The organism is Lelliottia sp. AC1, from assembly GCF_023278595.1.
Classification (GTDB): Bacteria; Pseudomonadota; Gammaproteobacteria; order Enterobacterales; family Enterobacteriaceae; genus Enterobacter; species Enterobacter nimipressuralis.
Map to the genome: position 1 here is coordinate 4,351,951 of NZ_CP025699.1, position 19,420 is coordinate 4,371,370.

The following is a 19,420-nucleotide window of genomic DNA, read 5'->3' on the forward strand; positions in this document are numbered from 1 at the left end:
CTGCTCACGTGGTTAACGCGCTGATTGCCATGGACAAGAAAAGTGCGGCAACCTTCTGAAGGTTCGCTCGCCGCTTAATTTTTACACTCATCGGGTCGGAGGGAAGCCACCGGCCTATAAAAACGATGAGGACGTAAAAATGAATCATGCGATTACGATGGGTATTTTCTGGCATTTGATAGGCGCAGCCAGTGCAGCCTGTTTCTATGCCCCGTTTAAAAAGGTCAAACATTGGTCATGGGAAACCATGTGGTCCGTGGGCGGTACAGTTTCCTGGCTGATCCTGCCATGGACCATCAGCGCCATGCTGTTGCCCGATTTCTGGGGGTACTTCTCCTCCTTTAGCGCCTCCACGCTCCTGCCGGTCTTTCTGTTCGGCGCGATGTGGGGCATCGGCAATATCAACTACGGCCTGACTATGCGCTATCTCGGGATGTCGATGGGCATCGGGATCGCCATTGGTATCACCCTGATTGTCGGCACGCTGATGACGCCAATCATTAACGGTAATTTCGACGTGCTGATCAACACCAAAGGCGGCCAGATGACGCTGCTGGGCGTGCTGGTAGCGGTGATCGGCGTGGGGATAGTCACCCGCGCAGGCCAGCTGAAAGAGCGTAAAATGGGCATCCGCGCTGAAGAGTTCAACCTGAAGAAAGGGCTGATTCTGGCGGTGATGTGCGGCATTTTCTCCGCCGGGATGTCTTTCGCCATGAACGCCGCCAAACCGATGCACGAAGCCGCAGCAGCGCTGGGCGTGGACCCGCTCTACGTCGCGTTGCCAAGCTACGTGGTGATTATGGGCGGCGGTGCGCTGGTGAACCTCGGCTTCTGCTTCATTCGTCTGGCAAAAGTGAAGAACCTGTCGGTAAAAGCCGACTTCTCACTGGCAAAACACCTGATCATCACCAACGTGCTGCTGTCGGCACTGGGTGGCCTGATGTGGTATCTGCAGTTCTTCTTCTACGCCTGGGGCCACGCCAGCATTCCACCGCAGTATGACTACATGAGCTGGATGCTGCACATGAGCTTCTACGTGCTGTGCGGCGGGATTGTGGGGCTGGTGCTGAAGGAGTGGAACAACGCCGGACGGCGTCCGGTAAGCGTGCTGAGCCTGGGCTGCGTGGTGATTATTATTGCCGCCAACATTGTTGGCCTTGGCATGGCGAACTGATCACGCCGCTTTTCGACTGTGATGACGCCACTGAACCGGCGTCATCCCCACCTCGCGGTTAAACACCACGGAAAAGTAGTTACTGTCCTCAAAGCCACAGCGCGTCGAGACTTCACTCACCATCAGTTCCGTATGTTGTAGCAGATACTGCGCGTGGCAGATGCGCAGCTGGCGCAAATAGTGGTTCACCGTCATCCCCGTCTGGGTGCGGAACTGCTGGCGCAAGGTACGCTCACTGCACTGCTCCTGCTCGCAAAATTTTTCCAGCACAAAGCTGCGATTCAGGCTGCCCGCAAGCGTCGTAATCAGCTTATCAAGCAGCGCTTCCTGCGCCGTGGCAGAAGGGTTATCCGTTGCGTAGCGATAGCGTTTGAGGGTCATCACCAGTTGGGCAAACAGCAGCTCGGCCATCTCGTTCGCCCCCGGCTCGGCTTTCAGGCTCTCCTGTTCAAGCTGGGTGATGACGTGTCGTACCTGGGTCATGCCGTTGCTGCTCAATCGCCAGTGCGGCGCAGTGTGCGCCTCGTTAAACCCTGGAATATGCCCCGCCCAGTCGACGTTGAGCTTTAGCCTGTCCGGGCAGTAAATCACGTTCTGCAAAACCAGGTCGTTGACCGAGGCGTAGGAGTGTTTATCTTCCGCGCGGATATAAAACAGATCGCCGCGGGTGATGCGGTAGGGGCGGTCATTGAGGACGTGCAAACCGTTGCCGCGCCACACCAGCACCAGCTCGCAAAACTCGTGCGTGTGCTCGGCAAAGACGTTTTGCGGATAGCGATCGGCCACCGCGACAGCCTGCCCGGCACTGGCAAAAAAATCGGATTTGCGAAGGATTAACGGAGCGCCCACAACTCACCTCAACGGCTAATAACCTGACATTATTAGCTGTTTTACGGCAAAAAAACGGTGATTCTCCTCGCGTTACTGAAGTGACGCATCCCGGCCCTGACGAATTTCGCGCGGCGACCAGCTGAATTCACGACGGAACAGCGTCGAAAAGTGGTTACTGTCGCCAAATCCGCAGCGATATGCGATATCCGTCACGCTATCGTCCGTATGACGCAGCAGGTGCCGCGCTTTGATCAGACGCAGCCGGTTGAGATAGCGCTGCGGCGTCAGGCCCGTGTGCTGCTTGAGCTGGCGATGCAACGTACGCAGGGAAAGGGAAAAATTATCGGCCACTGTTTCCCAGCACACCTCTTCCGCGAAGTGTTCTTCCAGCCAGGCCATCATCAGATTAAGGCGCGCATCATTGTTTTCGGCCCCTTCCACCAGGCTGCTGCGACGCAGCAGAACCAGCAGTTGCATGAACAACAGTTCACGGCTGGCGCGCGTATGCGTTTCCGCATTTTCCTCTACCGTTTCCATCTGCCCCACCAGCTGGCGCACCTGCTGAAGGGTGGACTGATTCACTCGCCAGTGCGACGGATAGTGCCCATCCTGCTCCTGCGGCAGAAGCTGGTTAAGCCCGGAGAGAAACTGGAACGCATCTGGTGAACGGTAGAGCACGTTGGTCAGACACAGATTGTCCGTATGTTCATACAAGTGCCGATCGTGGTCGCGCACAAAGCACACGGTTCCACCGCTGATGGTGTAGGGCTGGCCGTTAAACACGTGAATGCCCGTACCGTGCTCAACAATCACAATCTCATGAAAATCATGATGATGTTCAGGAAAAGCCGCCTGAGGAAGCCGTGGTTCGATCGCCACCGGCGAACTTCCGTGAGGGAAAAAATCCACGCTGTGCAGTACGGTCATATCGGCCACCACCAATGAGAAATGTTCTCAAAATAGTAATTAAGGGCCGGGTTTCTCACCTTCAATTTTCGACACCAAAGCGTGCAAAGCCTGTCAGTTTTTCAAGAAACAGCGGGAAAGATCCGGAAATGCGGCAACGGTCACATGGGCTGAAATCCCCGTCATAACAGGAAACTGTGAACTTCCTCACGTTCATCTTTGCTTTCTTGCCAGCGCGCGATTTTGCCTGTCAGTGGCAAGAAGGTGCGTTTTTCTTCCCTTTCTTAGACTGTTTCGCAATGACTCCAAGAAGGACCGAATTATGACCTCTCGCCATTGTGTGGCTGTCGATTTAGGTGCATCCAGCGGGCGCGTGATGCTTGCCAGCTATACGCCTGCACAGCGCGCACTTTCGCTTCGTGAAATCCATCGCTTCGGTAACAGCCTGCAAAAGCAGGACGGCGTCGAGACCTGGGATATTGACAGTCTGGAGGCGGAAATCCGCACTGGCCTGAACAAAGTCTGCGACGACGGCATTCTGATCGACAGCATCGGGATTGATACCTGGGGCGTCGATTTTGTGCTGCTCGACCGCCACGGCGAGCGCATCGGCCTGCCCGTCTCCTATCGCGACAGCCGGACCGATGGCGTGATGGCTCGCGCCATTGATCAGCTCGGTAAAGCCGATATCTACGGGCGCAGCGGCATCCAGTTCTTACCCTTTAACACCCTCTACCAGCTGCGCGCTCTGGTGGAACAACAGCCCGAACTGGTAGCAAACGTCGCCCACGCGCTGCTGATCCCGGATTACTTCAGTTATCGCCTGACGGGCAAGATGAACTGGGAATACACCAACGCCACCACCACCCAGCTGGTGAATATCAACTCCGATAACTGGGATGAAAACCTGCTCAACTGGACAGGCGCTTCCGCCAGCTGGTTTGGCACCCCGACTCACCCCGGCAATGTGATCGGTCACTGGATTTGCCCGCAGAAGAATGAAATACCGGTCGTCGCCGTCGCCAGCCACGATACCGCCAGCGCGGTGATTGCCTCTCCGCTGGCAGACCACGACGCGGCCTATCTTTCATCCGGCACCTGGTCGCTGATGGGCTTTGAGAGCAAAACGCCGTACACCTGCGAAAAGTCGCTGGCGGCAAACATCACCAACGAAGGCGGAGCGGAAGGCCGCTACCGGGTGCTAAAAAATATCATGGGGCTGTGGCTGCTCCAGCGCGTGCTGAAAGAGCAGAACGTTACCGACCTGGCGCGCCTTATCGCCGAGACAGAAAAACTGCCGGCCTGCCGCTTCGTGATCAATCCGAACGACGACCGCTTTATCAATCCGCACAACATGGGCGATGAAATCCAGGCCGCCTGCCGTGAGAGCGCACAGCCCGTGCCGCACAGCCCGGCGGAACTGGCGCGCTGCATTTTTGACAGCCTCGCCCTGCTCTACGCCGACGTGCTGAACGAACTGGCGGCTCTGCGCGGCAAACCGTTCAGCCAGCTGCACATTGTCGGCGGCGGTTGCCAGAACCAGCTGCTGAACCAGCTTTGCGCCGACGCCTGCGGCATCACCGTGGTCGCCGGCCCTGTTGAGGCCTCGACGCTCGGCAATATCGGCATCCAGCTGATGACCCTGGACGAGCTTTCCAACGTTGACGATTTCCGAACGCTGGTGACGAACAACTACCCGCTCACCACGTTTACCCCTAATCCCTGCCATGAAATTGCCCGCTATCAGGCGCAGTTTCAGCAAAAACGACTGACAAAGGAGCTTTGCGCATGACCACTCAACTTGAACAAGCCTGGGAACTGGCTAAACAGCGTTTCGCCGCCGTGGGCGTGGATGTCGAAGAGGCGCTGCGTCAGCTCGACCGTCTGCCGGTCTCCATGCACTGCTGGCAAGGCGACGACGTCGCGGGTTTTGAAAATACCGGCGGCGCGCTGACGGGCGGCATCCAGGCGACAGGCAACTATCCGGGCAAAGCGCGTAATGCCACCGAACTGCGTGCCGATCTGGAGCTGGCGCTCAGTTTAATTCCGGGACCAAAACGCCTGAACCTGCACGCGATTTATCTCGAATCCAGCGAGCCGGTCGCGCGTAACGAAATCAAACCGGAACACTTTAAGAACTGGGTGGAGTGGGCAAAAGCCAACAAACTGGGTCTGGATTTTAACCCGTCCTGCTTCTCGCACCCGCTGAGCGCCGACGGTTTTACCCTCTCCCATTCCGACGACGAGATTCGCCAGTTCTGGATCGACCACGTCAAAGCCAGCCGCCGCGTTTCAGCGTATTTCGGTGAACAGCTCGGCACGCCGTCGGTGATGAACATCTGGATCCCGGACGGCATGAAAGATATCACCGTTGACCGCCTGGCTCCGCGCCAGCGCCTGCTGGACGCTCTCGACGAGGTGATCAGCGAAAAGCTGAACCCGGCGCATCACATTGATGCGGTGGAGAGCAAGCTGTTCGGCATCGGCGCCGAAAGCTACACCGTGGGCTCCAACGAGTTCTACATGGGCTATGCCACCAGCCGCCAGACGGCGCTGTGCCTGGATGCGGGCCACTTCCATCCGACTGAGGTGATCTCCGACAAAATCTCCGCCGCCATTCTGTACATCCCGCGCCTGCTGCTGCACGTGAGCCGCCCGGTACGCTGGGACAGCGACCACGTGGTCCTGCTGGATGACGAGACTCAGGCCATTGCCAGCGAAATTATTCGTCACGATCTGTTCGACCGCGTGCATATCGGTCTCGACTTCTTCGACGCCTCGATCAACCGCATTGCGGCATGGGTGATCGGTACCCGCAACATGAAGAAAGCCCTGCTGCGTGCGCTGCTGGAGCCGACGGCGGCCCTGCGCGCGCTGGAAGAGCAAGGCGACTACACGGCGCGTCTGGCACTGCTGGAAGAGCAGAAATCCCTGCCGTGGCAGGCCGTGTGGGAAATGTACTGTCAGCGCAACGATGCGCCAGCGGGCAGCCAGTGGCTGGACAACGTGCGGGCGTATGAGAAAGAGGTGCTAGCGACTCGCAGCTAAAACAGCGCCCGGCGGCGCTTCGCCTGCCGGGCTTACGAACACTTGTCAGCGGGGATCGCTACGCGTCGCCCGACATTTTCAAAGGAATCACAAGACTATGCACACCATCACCAACGCCTGGTTCGTCCAGGGCATGATCAAAGCCACCACCGACGCCTGGCTAAAAGGCTGGGACGAGCGCAACGGCGGCAACCTGACCTTGCGCCTGGACGACGCCGACATTGCGCCGTTCGAAGCGGATTTCCACCCGAAACCGCGCTATATCGCCCTAAGCCAGCCGATGCCGCTGCTCGCCAATACGCCGTTTATCGTCACCGGTTCCGGCAAGTTCTTCCGCAATGTGCAGCTCGATCCGGCAGCGAATTTAGGCGTGGTAAAAGTGGACAGCGACGGCGCGGGCTACCACATTCTTTGGGGGCTGACGAACGAAGCGGTGCCGACCTCTGAACTCCCGGCGCACTTCCTCTCCCACTGCGAGCGCATCAAAGCGACGGACGGCAAAGACCGCGTGATCATGCACTGCCACGCGACCAACCTGATCGCCCTGACCTACGTGCTGGAAAACACCACGGATTTCATCACCCGCAAACTGTGGGAAGGGAGCACCGAATGTCTGGTGGTCTTCCCGGACGGCGTGGGTATTCTGCCGTGGATGGTGCCAGGCACCGATGAAATCGGCGAAGCCACCGCGCAAGAGATGCAAAAACATTCCCTGGTACTGTGGCCATTCCACGGTGTCTTCGGCAGTGGCCCGACGCTTGATGAAGCCTTTGGCCTGATCGACACCGCTGAGAAGTCGGCTGAAGTGCTGGTTAAGGTCTATTCCATGGGCGGAATGAAACAGACCATCACTCAGGAAGAGCTGATTGCGCTGGGTAAACGCTTTGGCGTCACCCCGCTGAAATCGGCGTTAGAGCTGTACAAATAAAAACATCGCGCCCCGCTCACTGAGACGGGGCGAAAAAAACACCTGCAAACCCTACACAACACTCAATTCAGTGGAGTAAAAGCAATGAAAATAAAGACAAGCTTAATCCTCACCGTTGCCGCTCTGGCGTTGTCCGGTTCCGCTTTAGCAGAAGTAAAAATCGCCCTGGTGGCGAAATCTCTCGGAAATGGATTCTTCGAGGCAGCGAACGTGGGCGCGCAGGAGGCCGCCAAAGAATTGGGTGATGTGAAAGTCATTTATACCGGCCCGACCACCACCACCGCCGAAGCGCAGATCGAAGTGCTGAACGGTTTGATCGCGCAGGGGGTGGATGCGATCGCCATCTCCGCCAACGATCCCGATGCGCTGGTGCCGGTGCTGAAAAAGGCGATGCAGCGTGGGATCAAAGTGGTCTCATGGGATTCCGGCGTGGCAAAAGCCGGGCGTCAGATCCACCTGAATCCCTCTAATAACGCGTTGATCGGTGAAACCAACGTTAAGCTGGCCGCCGATGCGCTGAAAGCCCTGAACGTCGAAAAAGGCGACGTGGCGGTGTTAAGCGCCACCCCGACCTCCACGAACCAGAACACCTGGATTGCCGAGATGAAAAAGGTGCTGCCGCAGTATCCGTCCGTCAATCTGGTGACCGTAGCCTATGGCGACGATCTGTCGGATAAGAGCTACCGCGAAGCGGTTGGCCTGCTGAAAACCTATCCCGATCTGAAAGTGATCGTCTCCCCGTCGTCGGTCGGGATCGTGGCTGCCGCACAGGCGGTGAAAGACCAGGGCAAAATCGGCAAAGTGTATGTGACGGGGTTAGGCCTGCCGTCTGAAATGGCCGGCGCGGTGAAATCCGGGGCGAGCAAAAGCTTCGCGATCTGGAACCCGATCGATCTGGGTTACGCTGCCACCTATTTAGCCGACGACCTGGTGAAAGGCACCGCCACCAAAGATGAAGCCAGCATGGGCAAACTGGGCAAAGTGAAGCTCGATGCCGACGGCAGCGGCGCGATGGCTGAGCCGTTCGTCTACGATGCGAGCAATATTGATAAGTTCTCAAAAATCTTCTGATGCGTTTTGTAGGCCGGAGAAGCGTCGCGCCATCCGGCCCACAAGATCCCCTTTGATGGAGAACTCTCATGAACGCATCCACACCGCTGCTGGAGCTTAAGGGCATCACCAAGGTTTTCCCTGGTGTGCGCGCCCTTGAGAACGTACAGCTTGAGCTTTGGCCCGGCAAAGTCACCGCCCTTATCGGTGAAAACGGCGCGGGCAAATCGACGCTGGTCAAAGTGATGACCGGGATTTATCAGCCCGAAGAGGGTGAAATCCTCTATAAAGCCATCCCCATTCATCTCCCGACGCCGGAATCGGCACACAAAGTCGGGATTACCGCTATTCATCAGGAAACCGTGCTTTTTGATGAGCTGTCGGTGACCGAAAATATTTTTGTCGGCCAGTATCTGCATAAAGGCTTTTTCAGAAAGCTCGACTGGCCGGAGATGCACCGCCGGGCGCAGGAGATCCTCGCCCGCCTGGAGGTGCAAATCGACCCGCGCGCAACGCTTAAAACGCTGAGTATCGCCCAGCGTCATATGGTGGCCATTGCCCGCGCCCTGTCGTTTGAGGCGCAGGTGGTGATCCTCGACGAACCCACCGCCGCCCTGTCGCAGCATGAAATCCTCGAGTTTTACCAGATTGTTGAGCGCCTGAAGCAGGAAGGCAAAGCGATCCTGTTTATCTCGCACAAGTTCGACGAAATTTTTGAGCTGGCGGATCACTACACCATTTTGCGCGACGGCGTGTTCGTCGGCGCAGGGGCGATCAACGACATCACCGAAGAGCGGATGGTGGCGATGATGGTAGGCCGCGCTATCACCCAGACCTTCCCGAAAGTGGTGTGCGAAAAAGGGGCGACGGTGCTGGAGGTCAAAGACCTCTGCCATCCGACCGAATTCGCGCATATCTCATTCTCCCTGCGCAAAGGCGAAATCCTTGGCTTTTACGGGCTGGTCGGCGCCGGGCGTACCGAGCTGATGCAGGCGCTCTCCGGTGTCACCCGTCCCTCCTCCGGCGAGATCGTGCTGAACGGTCAGGCGCAGAATTTCCGCCAACCGGCCGATGCCATCCGCGCGGGGATTGTCTGCGTGCCGGAAGAGCGGCAGAAGCAGGGAGCGATTATCGAACTGTCGATTGCGCAGAACATCAGCCTGCCGCAGCTCAGCAGGCTCAATCCCGGCGGGGTGTTAAATCAGGACCGCGAATGGGCGCTGGCCGATGAATACGCCAGACGGCTGCAGGTGAAGGCGTTTAGCTGGAAACAGCCGGTCGAAACCCTCTCCGGCGGCAATCAGCAAAAAGTGGTGATCGGCAAATGGCTGGCGACGCATCCTGAGGTGATCATCCTCGATGAGCCGACAAAAGGTATCGATATTGGCTCGAAAGCGGCCGTTCATCAGTTTATGTCCGAGCTGGTTGGACAGGGGCTGGCGGTGATTATGGTGTCGTCGGAACTGCCGGAAGTGATGGGCATGGCCGACCGTATCATTGTGATGCACGAAGGGCTGATGGTGGCGGAATACCCGGCGGGCGGGGCGACGGCGGAAACCATCGTCAGCGCAGCCAGCGGTGCAAAACAGGAGGCCGCGTAATGGTGAAGCAACTCCTGAAACACCGCGAAGCCCTGCTGGGGGCGGTGATCGTACTGATGATCATTGCCATCGGCAGCCGCGTGCCGTCGTTTATCGCACCGGGAAACCTGGTGGAGATGTTTAACGACACCTCGATTCTCATCATTCTCGCCCTCGGCCAGATGATGGTTCTGCTGACCAAAGGCATCGACCTGTCGATGGCGGCCAATCTGGCGCTGACGGGGATGATTGTCGCCCTGATCAACTTCCATTATCCCGCCGTGCCCGTCTGGGCGCTGCTGATTCTGGCAACGGCGCTCGGTCTGCTGATGGGCGTCATCAACGGTCTGCTGGTGTGGAAACTGGGTATTCCGGCGATTGTGGTGACGCTCGGCACCATGAGCATCTATCGCGGGATTATCTTCCTGCTCACCGGCGGTGGCTGGGTGAACTCCAACCAGATGGGCGCGGATTTCCTCGCCCTGCCGCGCGCGTCACTGCTCGGTCTGCCCGTTTTGAGCTGGTGCGCGATTGCGGCCCTGCTGCTGGTCGGCTATTTCCTGCGCTACAGCCGCACCGGGCGCGCCCTTTACACCGCAGGCGGCAACGCCACGGCGGCGTATTACACGGGGATCAACGCAGGCAAAATGCAGTTCGTCAGTTTCTGCCTGTCAGGCGCGCTGGCCGGATTCTGCGGCTATCTGTGGATCTCACGTTTCGCTGTCGCCTACGTCGATGTCGCCAACGGCTTTGAGCTGCAGGTGGTCGCCGCGTGCGTGATCGGCGGCATCAGCACCATGGGCGGCACGGGCCGGGTGTTGGGCTGTCTGTTTGGCGCGCTGTTCCTTGGGGTGATCAATAACGCGCTGCCGGTGATTGGCGTCTCTCCGTTCTGGCAGATGGCGATTTCCGGGACGGTGATCGTGATTGCGGTGCTGCTCAATGAACGCGGCAACAAACGCAAAGGACGGCTGATCCTGCGCGATGCGGCGCTGGCGCGTCAGAAACAGGCGGTGAACTCATGAGCAAAATGATGACTTCGGAAGAGATCAAAAATCGTCCGGCCGCGACGGGGATTTTCCAGCGTCTGCTGTGCTGGGAGGGCTTCCTGCTGGCGGTAACGCTGGCGGTGTTTATCGTCAACGCCCTCGCCTCGCCCTATTTCCTCGATATCTGGAACCTTTCTGACGCGACGTTCAACTTCACCGAAAAAGCGATCATTGTGCTGCCGATGGCGATGCTGATCATCGCCCGTGAAATCGACCTGTCGGTGGCATCGACCATCGCGCTCAGCTCGACAGCGATGGGCTTTTGCGCGGCGGCGGGTGTAGATACGCCGCTGCTGGTCTGCGTGGGATTAGGCGTCGGGTTGCTGTGCGGGCTGTTCAACGGCTTTCTGGTCACGCGCTTTAACCTGTCGTCCATCGTGATCACCATCGGCACCATGAGTTTGTATCGCGGCATTACCTACATTTTGCTCGGCGATCAGGCGCTGAACACCTGGCCCGAGAGCTTCGCCTGGTTCGGGCAGGGCTACGTGTGGGGCGCGCTGTCGTTTGAATTCGCGCTGTTTATCCTGCTGGCAGCGGTGTTTGCCTTCGTGCTGCATCGCACCAATTTTGGCCGCCGGACGTACGCCATCGGCAATAACCCGACCGGGGCGTGGTTTTCAGGCATCAACGTGAAGCGCCACAACCTGCTGCTGTTTGCGCTGGTCGGGCTGATGGCGGGGCTGGCCTCGGTGCTGCTCACCTCGCGCCTCGGCAGTACGCGCCCGACGATTGCGATGGGCTGGGAGCTGGCGGTGGTGACGATGGCGGTGCTCGGCGGCGTCAATATTCTCGGCGGCTCCGGCAGCATGGTGGGCGTGATTATCGCCGCCTTCCTGATGGGCCTGGTGACTTTTGGCCTGAGCCTGCTCAACGTGCCCGGCATTGTGATGTCGGTGATTATCGGCGCGATGCTGATAGTGGTGATTTCGCTGCCAATTATCACCCGCCGGATTATGCAGCGAAGACGGATCTAATGCCGGGTGGCGCTTCGCTTATCTGGCCTGTCTGACCGCAGGCCCCGCAAGCGTCGCGCCGCCGGGCATAAAAATCACAGTAATTAAGGAGAATTATCATGAGTTTCATGTTGGCACTTCCCAAAATCAGCCTGCACGGCGCGGGCGCGATCGGTGACATGGTTAATCTGGTGGCGAGCAAACAGTGGGGCAAGGCACTTATCGTCACTGACGGACAGCTGGTGAAAATGGGGCTGCTCGACAGCCTGTTTACCGCCCTGGACGCCCATCAGATGTCGTATCACCTCTTTGATGAAGTGTTCCCGAATCCGACTGAAGCGCTGGTACAGAAAGGGTTTGCGGCCTTTCAGAGCGCCAGCTGCAATTACGTTATCGCCTTCGGCGGCGGCAGCCCGATTGATACGGCGAAAGCGATTAAAATCCTCACCGCTAATCCTGGCCCGTCGACCGCCTATGCCGGCGTCGGCAAAGTCAAAAACGCCGGTGTGCCGCTGGTAGCTATTAACACTACAGCAGGCACCGCGGCGGAGATGACCAGCAATGCGGTGATCATCGACAGCGAGCGTCAGGTGAAAGAGGTGATTATCGACCCCAATATTATCCCGGATATCGCCGTGGATGATGCCAGTGTGATGCTCGATATCCCCGCCTCCGTCACCGCCGCAACGGGGATGGACGCCCTGACGCACGCCATCGAAGCCTATGTTTCCGTCGGCGCTCACCCGCTCACCGATGCTAACGCCCTCGAAGCGATTCGCCTGATCAGCCTCTGGCTGCCGAAAGCCGTCGACGACGGGCACAACCTCGAAGCACGCGAACAGATGGCATTCGGCCAGTATCTGGCAGGCATGGCGTTTAACAGCGCCGGATTAGGGCTGGTTCACGCGCTGGCGCATCAGCCGGGGGCGACGCACAATCTGCCGCACGGCGTCTGCAACGCCATCCTGCTGCCGATCATCGAAAACTTTAACCGCCCGAACGCGGTGGCGCGTTTCGCCCGTGTGGCTCAGGCGATGGGCGTGGAGACGCGCGGGATGAGCGATGAAGCGGCCAGCATGGAGGCGATCAACGCCATTCGCGCCCTGAGTACGCGCGTCGGTATTCCTTCTGGCTTCAGCCAGCTTGGCGTGACCAAAGCGGATATCGAAGGCTGGCTGGATAAAGCCCTCGCCGATCCGTGTGCGCCTTGTAACCCACGCACTGCCAGCCGCGACGATGTGCGCGAGCTGTATCTGGAGGCCCTATGATCCGCAAAGCCTTTGTGATGCAGGTGAATCCTGACGCTCACGAGGAGTATCAGCGCCGCCACACCCCGATCTGGCCGGAGCTGGAATCGGTGCTGAAAGACCACGGTGCGCACCATTACGCCATTTATCTCGACAAGGAGCGCAACCTGCTGTTTGCCAGCGTTGAGATTGAATCGGAAGAGCGCTGGAACGCGGTGGCGAATACCGACGTGTGCCAGCGCTGGTGGAAACACATGCGCGATGTGATGCCCGCAAATCCGGACAACAGCCCGGTGAGTGCGGAGCTGAAAGAGGTGTTTTTCCTCGAGTAACCGTTCACGCTGCCGCACTCGCGGCAGCGTTTTCCTTTAAGCTATTTAGCTTGCCTCCAGCGTGCTGCGTCCTGCCGCGATTTGCTGCCTGCTGCTCAGCGTAAACGCCGAGATCACCGTCACCGCCAGCACAATGCATCCGAGCATCAGATAGGTGTCCTGGAAGCCGATCCGGTCATACATATTCCCCGCAAACGCCGACAGGAAAATGGCCGCCGACTGTTTGGCAAAGTTAAAGCCAATCAGATAGATGGTCGCTGACAGGCGGGTATCAAACACGCCAGTGATGTATTTAAACGCCCCCACCAGCAGGAAGGGCACTTCCAGCGCGTGAAGCATTTTCAGGGCGATGACTTCCGTCACGGTAGTGGCGAAGGACGAGCCGATAATGCGCGTGGCCATAATCAGCCCGGCAATCAGCAGGGTGTTTTTCGCGCCGATGCGGTTAATGATCCACGGCGAGCAGAACATAATGATCGCGTTACAAATTTCTCCGGCCGTGGTCGCAAAACCAAAGGCGCGCGTCCCCTGTTCCGGCGTCGCAAAGAACGATTTGAAGAAGGTAGCAAACTGCTGATCAAACACGTCATACACGCAGGCCACGCCAACCACATACAAAATAAACATCCACATTTTGCGCTGGCGGAACAGGGTGAAGACGGTTTTGGCGGTGATTTGCGGCTGATTGGCGCCCAGCGCGTTCATCACTTCGGCGGTCTGGTTTGGCTTCGGTTTGGCGACCACCAGCAGGAGCATCAGCAGCAGCGCCGCGCCTGAGCCCATCCAGAAAACAAACGACGGATCGATGCTGAACAGCACGCCGCCCGTGGAGGCGCACAGCCCCCAGCCCAGGCAGCCGAACATCCGCGCTTTACCGTATTCGAAGAAGCTGTTGCGACTCACTCGCTCGATATAGGCCTCAATCGCTCCGGAGCCCGCCGAGAAGACAAAGCCGATATACAGCCCACCGCTCAGCGCCCCGAGCCAGATATTCATTTTCAGCAGCGGCGCGAAGACGTAGAGGAAGAAGGGAGCGAACAAGAACAGCAAAATGGCGATGATCCATAACAGGTGCTTTTTCAGCCCCAGCTTGTCAGAGATCACCCCCAGCACCGGCTGGAACGCAATCGCTGAGAGCGAAATGCAGGAGAAAACAATCCCCGTATGGGTTTTATTCAGACCGATGATATCCGACAGCCAGATCGGCAGGAACGGAAAGCAGGTGGCCATAATGAAGAAGTAGAGAAAGAAGAACGCCCCGAAAATCCAGAAATTGGGGTTGTCTTTGTGGGTACAGGCAGTCGTGTTCATTATTTTTATCCTCAACTCAGGGCCGGTCGCCCGGCCCATCACCCTTACACGCGTTCAAGGCCAATCAGAATGGCGGTTTCCGGGTCCAGAATCGGCAGTACCAGTCCCGCCTGCATCAGCCATTCTCCGCTCACCGTTTGTGGCGCTTCCATCCATGCCGGGAGTTTGCGCATGGTGTGGCCCCCTTCGCCGGTGAGGCGGATATTTGGATGATCGAGCAAGGTGATGCGGTATTGCGCGTTCGCTGCAAGCCCCGGCATGCGCAGCGGCATCATCAGGGTGTAATCCGGCATCGCCAGCTGGCTGACAATAAACAGCCCCTGCCGTTGGTCTTCGCTCACTATACCCTGCACCTGAGTGGTGGCGTCCGGCATATCCACGCGCCACTGGGTGCCGTGGTGAATCACGTCGCGCCATTGCTTATGCAGCGCGGCGTAACGGCGGTAGCCTTCACGCTCGTGCTCATCGACGGTGAGCGGGTCCAGCTCAAGCCCCATGTGCCCAAACAGCGCGGTCAGCCCGCGAAACTCGATGCTGTGCTGGCGGAACGTGGCGTGGCATTTATGATGACCGATATGTGCGCCCATCACCTCCGGCGGGAAGAAGTAGCTCATTCCTCGCTGGATGGTGTTGCGCTCCAGCGCATCGTTGTTATCGGATGCCCAGAAGCGGTGGCAACGGGTCAGGACTTCGTAATCAATGCGTCCGCCGCCGGACGAGCAGGATTCAAATTCCACGTGCGGGAAGCGCTGGCCGAGTGTCTCAAGCAGGAGATAATACTGGCGCGTTTGCGCGTCGGCAGCGGCTTTACCGAGATGGCCTGGCTGCACCAACTCGCGGTTCATGTCCCACTTCACGTAGTCCACCGGATGTTCGCCCAGCAGCCAGCTCATGCGTTCCAGCAAATACTCAAAGGCTTGCGGAATGTTCAGATTCAGCACCAGCTGGTGTCGCCCCGTCGCCTGCGTGTAGCCCGGCAGCGCCAGCACCCAATCGGGATGCGCGCGGTAAAGATCGGAATCGGGGTTAATCATTTCCGGCTCCACCCAGATACCAAATTCCATGCCGAGATTTTTGACGTGATTGATCACCGGCATCAGCCCGTTAGGGTATTTTTTTTCGTCGAGAGTCCAGTCACCCAGGGCGGCGTGGTCGTCGTTGCGCCCCTTAAACCAGCCGTCGTCGATGATGAAGCGTTCCACGCCCAGTGCCGCCGCTTCGTCGGCCATCCGCATGATGTAGTCCGGATCGTGGTTGAAATAGATCCCTTCCCAGGTATTGAGGTGCACCGGGCGCGGCTTGTTTTGCGGGAAGCGAATGATGTTCTCGCGCAGATAGCGGTGGAACTGCTGACTCATCCCGTTCAGCCCCTGCGCGGAGTAGCTGGCGTACAATTTCGGCGTCCAGAGGGTTTCGCCCTCGGCAATCGCCATTTCGCCCGGCAGATAGAGCGCTTCGGCCTGCACGTAGCGGCGGCCATCGGTTTTCACTTCAGCCCGCAGGCGGTGGTTGCCGCTCCAGCCGAGATGCACGCCCCACACGTCGCCCTGCATTTCACTGAATGCAGGTGTGCCGGTCATCAGCGCCGGGAAGTGTTCGTGGGAGGTGCGCCCGCGCCGGTTTTCAATCACAAAACTGTCGTGCTCAAGGGTCAGGCGATGCGGCTGGAATTCGCGTATCCAGCGCCCATGGAAAGCCATCACCTCTTTCGCGCGCTCCGAAACCGGCAGCGTCACGGCCAGCCGATCCACCTGCCACGGCTGCGCCCGCAGATTGGTCAGACCGTGCCTTACCACCAGCACGCCGCTCTCATCGAGGACGAGTTCGCTGGTCAGCCGCAGCCCGGCGTGCGCATCTTCTGCGGTAATCGTCAGGCTGTGACGCTGCTGTTCAACGGTAACGGTCCTGAACACCGGAGAGCCATCCAGCCCCTGGCGGTGGCCTTCAATGCCTGGCGAGCCAAACAGACCGTGGCCCAGCTCGGCCATCAGCGTCACCGGGATATCCACGTCCAGCCTGCCGTTAGCCACCGGGCGAACCAGACTTTGCGCATCCTGCGGCGAAAAGTGGTGAAGGTGTGGCCCCCAGTAGACAATTTCGGCGAACGGGTGCGTTTTGATCACCACGTCTGTCGTCGTGCTTTCGAGTCGTAAAATGGAATCTTGCATCGGACATCTCCTGTCATCGGATGTCCTGAGTGTTGATCCGAAACGTTTCGGATACCAACCAAAACGTTTCGGATCTGTGATCAACTTTAGAGTTTTGCGGTGATTTAGGCCGTCTGGCCCGGTGAAAATTCAGGCTGCCAGAGCACCTGAAGACGGGAGAGATCATCGCCATTGATGAGCTGGCGCACCATGTCGGCGATCTGCTTGCCCACGCCCTCGCGGGTGGACTGGATCACCGCTGCTACGTCGGCGTCGACAATGCTGTCCTGCGGCAGGCCGTCATACACCACCAGCGAAACCGGGTCGCTGCCGGTCAGCCGCCCCTGCTGCGCCAGCGCCATTGCCGCGCCGTCGCCGTGGGTGTTGCAGTCAGTCACAATCGCCGTCGGCGGGTTTGGCAGTGCAAGCAGCTCAAGCGTCGTGGTATAGCCTGCGCGGCGTGACGGCGGCATCGCGCGCAGCCATTCGCTGGATAACCCCGCTTCGCGCAGAGCGTCGAGATACCCGAGACGGCGCTGGGTGATAAACGCCTGATTATTACTTTCGCCCAGCAGGGCGATGCGCTGATGGCCCTTGTCGATCAGCCAGCGCGTGGCGCGATAGGTCCCGGCATAGTTATCAAAATCAAACCATGCGTAGGGTTTTGGCAACTGGCTGCGGCCCAGGGCGAGGAACGGAAAACCGGCGTCCTGAAGCTGCGCAAGGCGCGGGTCCTGATCGAGGGTATGCGCGACAATCAGCGCATCCACACGGCGGCTTTGCACCATGCGCATGTAGCTGTGTTTATCGGCGAGATCATCGTCGGCGATCAGCAGTAAATCAATCTCATGTCGCGCCAGTTCGTGGCTAATTTCGCCGACCATGTCCATAAAAACGCTGTTATTGAGCGGAACCGGATGCACGGGAAACACCAGCCCGACGGCGTCGATTTTGCCCATCTTCAGGCGGCGGGCAAAGGTGTTTGGCCGATAGCCACGGCGCTGCGCTTCGGCTTCCACCCGCGCACGGGTTTCGCGAGAAACGTCGTCATATCCGTTGAGGGCGCGGCTGACCGTAGTAACAGACAGCCCCAGTTCTTTGGCAATGGCTTTGAGCGACATGATTTTCCGTGTCCGAGAAGTTAGTTTTGTTCCGCCACTAAAAGCGCGTGGGTATCCGGTTCCAGCGCCTTGAAGATATGCGGTTGATCGGCGGGATAGCAAATGTAATCGCCCTCGCCCAGCTCTTCCGGAGCGTCAGTCAGGCCGATCAGCGCCCGTCCCTGGGTGACGATAATGTGCTCTACGGAACCCGGCGGATGCGGCTGCGAAATGCGGTCTGCACCCGGCTGGGTCATCAGCAGATAGACATCGCGGCGTGCGCCCGGCGGACAGGCGGCCAGTAAAATCGCCTGATAGTTCGCCTGCTCGGCAATCACTTTGGTCCCTTCACCCCGGCGGATCACCTGAGTGGTGGGCTGCTGCGGCTCTAACAGGCGCGCAAACGGGATCCCCAGCGCCACGCACAGCGACCAGAGCGTTTCCAGACTGGGATTGCCATTCCCGGATTCCAGTTGCGAAAGGGTGGATTTAGCAATCCCGGCGCGGCGTGCGATTTCCGCCAGCGACAGCCCGGTTCGCAGGCGCTCCCGCACCAGGCTTTTCGCGATCACGCTGATTGGCTGCGTCATAAAACGGCCTCTTGTTCTATAAATCGAACGAATCGTTCATCTTGAAAAACGATATTGATGCGTTCATTATAATGGATACTCGTTCGATATGGCTAAAAATGTATGAAGAACTCTCTCTCCTGTCTGAAAGGTGACACGGTCAAAGCGATCGTTCTGGTGTGTCTCGCCGTGGGCGTCGTCGGCATGTCCTACGGCTCGCTGGCGATGGCTTACGGCTTCCCGGTGTGGGTGCCGTTTGTGCTCTCCATTACCGTGCTCGCGGGCGCGTCGGAATTCATGTTTATCGGCATCGTGGCCAGCGGCGGTAATCCGCTTGCGGCGGCGGCGGCGGGTTTGCTGGTGAATGCCCGCCACGTTCCGTTTGGCGTCACGGTGCGCGAGCTGGTAGGTAAGCGCGGCCTGAGCTTCCTCGGCTGCCACATCATGAACGACGAAAGCGTGGTGTTTGGTCTGTCGCAAAAAACCCCCGAGCAGCGCAAAGCCGCCTACTGGCTGTGCGGACTAGGCGTAGCGATCATCTGGCCGCTGGGGACACTGCTGGGGGCGATGGTCGGCAAGCTGCTGCCTGCGCCTGAAACCATCGGTCTCGACGCCGTATTCCCGGCGATTTTGCTGGCGTTAGTCGTTCCGGCCTTTAAAAACCGCACCACGCTGATCCGCGCCTGCAGCGGCGCAGCACTGTCGCTGGCCGCAGTACCATTCGCGCCGGTCGGTTTGCCGGTGCTGCTGTCGTTACTGGGTCTGGCGGCGAGGAAAAAATAATGGAAAACATGACCTTCTTTATTCTCGGCATTGCGATTTTGTCGGCGGGAACCTATCTGATGCGCCTCGGTGGCGCAAAGCTTGGCAACCGCCTGGCGCTGTCCGAGCGCTCGCAAGCGCTGCTGTCGGATGCAGCAACGGTGCTGCTCTTTTCCGTGGCGCTGGCGACCACCTTCTACGAAGGCGAACATTTTGCCGGCATGGCGCGAGTCTTAGGCGTGGCCTTTGCCGTGTTCCTGGCGTGGCGTAAAGTGCCGCTGATCGTCGTGATTATCTCTGCTGCAGTCGTGACGGCGTTGTTGCGTGTGGCCGGTTTGCATTGATGAAAGAGATTCGCTCTCATGGCGCGCGAGTCGACACGATCGCGTCATTTTTAGCGTTCTGTTGAGCGGAAAAAATGGGCTACGAG

18 protein-coding genes are annotated in these 19,420 nt (G+C 58.6%); 12 read left to right on the plus strand and 6 right to left on the minus strand.

The features are described 5' to 3' along the window. Positions 1 to 139 precede the first annotated feature (139 nt). Positions 140 to 1,174 (plus strand): L-rhamnose/proton symporter RhaT, encoded by a 1,035-nt coding sequence (rhaT, locus tag C0560_RS20680; protein WP_142503704.1) that lies wholly within the window; start codon positions 140 to 142, stop codon positions 1,172 to 1,174. Here rhaT and rhaR read toward each other — a convergent pair whose 3' ends face one another. Then, complete coding sequence (rhaR, locus tag C0560_RS20685) at positions 1,175 to 2,023, minus strand: HTH-type transcriptional activator RhaR (protein WP_100778357.1); 849 nt, start codon at positions 2,021 to 2,023, stop codon at positions 1,175 to 1,177. A 72-nt stretch (positions 2,024 to 2,095) separates the two neighbouring features. After that, on the minus strand, positions 2,096 to 2,932 hold the full coding sequence (rhaS, locus tag C0560_RS20690) for an HTH-type transcriptional activator RhaS (protein ID WP_107702611.1): 837 nt from the start codon (positions 2,930 to 2,932) through the stop codon (positions 2,096 to 2,098). A 301-nt stretch (positions 2,933 to 3,233) separates the two neighbouring features. Between rhaS (C0560_RS20690) and rhaB the strand changes: the two genes are divergently transcribed. The 9 genes from rhaB to rhaM all read left to right on the plus strand — a co-directional run bounded on the left by rhaB (position 3,234) and on the right by rhaM (position 13,101). Beyond that, positions 3,234 to 4,703: a rhamnulokinase gene (gene rhaB / locus C0560_RS20695; RefSeq protein WP_248859347.1), complete on the plus strand. Its 1,470-nt coding sequence runs from the start codon at positions 3,234 to 3,236 to the stop codon at positions 4,701 to 4,703. Continuing rightward, positions 4,700 to 5,959, plus strand: a complete 1,260-nt coding sequence (gene rhaA, locus C0560_RS20700) for an L-rhamnose isomerase (RefSeq protein WP_100778354.1) — start codon at positions 4,700 to 4,702, stop codon at positions 5,957 to 5,959. Before rhaB ends, rhaA begins: the two co-directional genes overlap by 4 nt. Positions 5,960 to 6,056: 97 nt before the next feature. Next, on the plus strand, positions 6,057 to 6,887 hold the full coding sequence (rhaD, locus tag C0560_RS20705; protein WP_100778353.1) for a rhamnulose-1-phosphate aldolase: 831 nt from the start codon (positions 6,057 to 6,059) through the stop codon (positions 6,885 to 6,887). Positions 6,888 to 6,971: 84 nt separating this feature from the next. Next, entirely contained in the window at positions 6,972 to 7,958 is a 987-nt protein-coding gene (gene rhaS / locus C0560_RS20710) for a rhamnose ABC transporter substrate-binding protein (RefSeq protein ID WP_100778352.1), read from the plus strand. Between the two features lie 68 nt (positions 7,959 to 8,026). Then, on the plus strand, positions 8,027 to 9,538 hold the full coding sequence (locus tag C0560_RS20715; protein WP_248859348.1) for a sugar ABC transporter ATP-binding protein: 1,512 nt from the start codon (positions 8,027 to 8,029) through the stop codon (positions 9,536 to 9,538). Then, positions 9,538 to 10,542 carry an ABC transporter permease gene (locus tag C0560_RS20720; RefSeq protein ID WP_102105689.1) on the plus strand — a complete coding sequence of 335 codons (1,005 nt, stop codon included), beginning with the start codon at positions 9,538 to 9,540 and terminating at the stop codon, positions 10,540 to 10,542. Before C0560_RS20715 ends, C0560_RS20720 begins: the two co-directional genes overlap by 1 nt. Beyond that, positions 10,539 to 11,543: an ABC transporter permease gene (locus C0560_RS20725; protein WP_123429935.1), complete on the plus strand. Its 1,005-nt coding sequence runs from the start codon at positions 10,539 to 10,541 to the stop codon at positions 11,541 to 11,543. Before C0560_RS20720 ends, C0560_RS20725 begins: the two co-directional genes overlap by 4 nt. A 98-nt stretch (positions 11,544 to 11,641) precedes the next feature. Beyond that, positions 11,642 to 12,790 carry a lactaldehyde reductase gene (fucO, locus tag C0560_RS20730; RefSeq protein WP_248859349.1) on the plus strand — a complete coding sequence of 383 codons (1,149 nt, stop codon included), beginning with the start codon at positions 11,642 to 11,644 and terminating at the stop codon, positions 12,788 to 12,790. Then, a complete protein-coding gene (rhaM, locus tag C0560_RS20735; protein ID WP_100778347.1) occupies positions 12,787 to 13,101 on the plus strand; it encodes an L-rhamnose mutarotase in 315 nt (104 codons plus the stop codon). Before fucO ends, rhaM begins: the two co-directional genes overlap by 4 nt. A gap of 45 nt (positions 13,102 to 13,146) precedes the next feature. On the opposite strand, the gene C0560_RS20740 is transcribed toward rhaM, so the two are convergent. From C0560_RS20740 to C0560_RS20755, 4 genes are all read right to left on the minus strand, one after another. Then, a complete protein-coding gene (locus tag C0560_RS20740) occupies positions 13,147 to 14,412 on the minus strand; it encodes an MFS transporter (protein WP_100778346.1) in 1,266 nt (421 codons plus the stop codon). Positions 14,413 to 14,456: 44 nt separating this feature from the next. Beyond that, positions 14,457 to 16,580, minus strand: coding sequence for an alpha-galactosidase (locus tag C0560_RS20745; RefSeq protein ID WP_248859350.1), 2,124 nt, complete (start codon positions 16,578 to 16,580; stop codon positions 14,457 to 14,459). Positions 16,581 to 16,684: 104 nt separating this feature from the next. Then, positions 16,685 to 17,680, minus strand: coding sequence for a LacI family DNA-binding transcriptional regulator (locus tag C0560_RS20750; protein WP_102105693.1), 996 nt, complete (start codon positions 17,678 to 17,680; stop codon positions 16,685 to 16,687). Between the two features lie 20 nt (positions 17,681 to 17,700). Then, entirely contained in the window at positions 17,701 to 18,249 is a 549-nt protein-coding gene (locus tag C0560_RS20755; RefSeq protein WP_100778343.1) for a helix-turn-helix domain-containing protein, read from the minus strand. 102 nt (positions 18,250 to 18,351) lie between these two features. Between C0560_RS20755 and C0560_RS20760 the strand changes: the two genes are divergently transcribed. Continuing rightward, complete coding sequence (locus tag C0560_RS20760; protein WP_107702601.1) at positions 18,352 to 19,011, plus strand: AzlC family ABC transporter permease; 660 nt, start codon at positions 18,352 to 18,354, stop codon at positions 19,009 to 19,011. Then, a complete protein-coding gene (locus C0560_RS20765; RefSeq protein WP_100778341.1) occupies positions 19,011 to 19,334 on the plus strand; it encodes an AzlD domain-containing protein in 324 nt (107 codons plus the stop codon). Before C0560_RS20760 ends, C0560_RS20765 begins: the two co-directional genes overlap by 1 nt. Positions 19,335 to 19,420 lie beyond the last annotated feature (86 nt).

Coding starts and splice junctions, on each gene's coding strand:
- C0560_RS20750 (WP_102105693.1), bottom strand. CDS start 17,680: ATGTCGCTCAAAGCCATTGCCAAAGAACTGGGGCTGTCTGTTACTACG.
- rhaT (WP_142503704.1), top strand. CDS start 140: ATGAATCATGCGATTACGATGGGTATTTTCTGGCATTTGATAGGCGCA.
- rhaB (WP_248859347.1), top strand. CDS start 3,234: ATGACCTCTCGCCATTGTGTGGCTGTCGATTTAGGTGCATCCAGCGGG.
- rhaD (WP_100778353.1), top strand. CDS start 6,057: ATGCACACCATCACCAACGCCTGGTTCGTCCAGGGCATGATCAAAGCC.
- rhaS (WP_107702611.1), bottom strand. CDS start 2,932: ATGACCGTACTGCACAGCGTGGATTTTTTCCCTCACGGAAGTTCGCCG.
- C0560_RS20755 (WP_100778343.1), bottom strand. CDS start 18,249: ATGACGCAGCCAATCAGCGTGATCGCGAAAAGCCTGGTGCGGGAGCGC.
- C0560_RS20760 (WP_107702601.1), top strand. CDS start 18,352: ATGAAGAACTCTCTCTCCTGTCTGAAAGGTGACACGGTCAAAGCGATC.
- C0560_RS20745 (WP_248859350.1), bottom strand. CDS start 16,580: ATGCAAGATTCCATTTTACGACTCGAAAGCACGACGACAGACGTGGTG.
- C0560_RS20715 (WP_248859348.1), top strand. CDS start 8,027: ATGAACGCATCCACACCGCTGCTGGAGCTTAAGGGCATCACCAAGGTT.
- C0560_RS20740 (WP_100778346.1), bottom strand. CDS start 14,412: ATGAACACGACTGCCTGTACCCACAAAGACAACCCCAATTTCTGGATT.
- rhaA (WP_100778354.1), top strand. CDS start 4,700: ATGACCACTCAACTTGAACAAGCCTGGGAACTGGCTAAACAGCGTTTC.
- C0560_RS20720 (WP_102105689.1), top strand. CDS start 9,538: ATGGTGAAGCAACTCCTGAAACACCGCGAAGCCCTGCTGGGGGCGGTG.
- rhaS (WP_100778352.1), top strand. CDS start 6,972: ATGAAAATAAAGACAAGCTTAATCCTCACCGTTGCCGCTCTGGCGTTG.
- C0560_RS20765 (WP_100778341.1), top strand. CDS start 19,011: ATGGAAAACATGACCTTCTTTATTCTCGGCATTGCGATTTTGTCGGCG.
- rhaM (WP_100778347.1), top strand. CDS start 12,787: ATGATCCGCAAAGCCTTTGTGATGCAGGTGAATCCTGACGCTCACGAG.
- fucO (WP_248859349.1), top strand. CDS start 11,642: ATGAGTTTCATGTTGGCACTTCCCAAAATCAGCCTGCACGGCGCGGGC.
- C0560_RS20725 (WP_123429935.1), top strand. CDS start 10,539: ATGAGCAAAATGATGACTTCGGAAGAGATCAAAAATCGTCCGGCCGCG.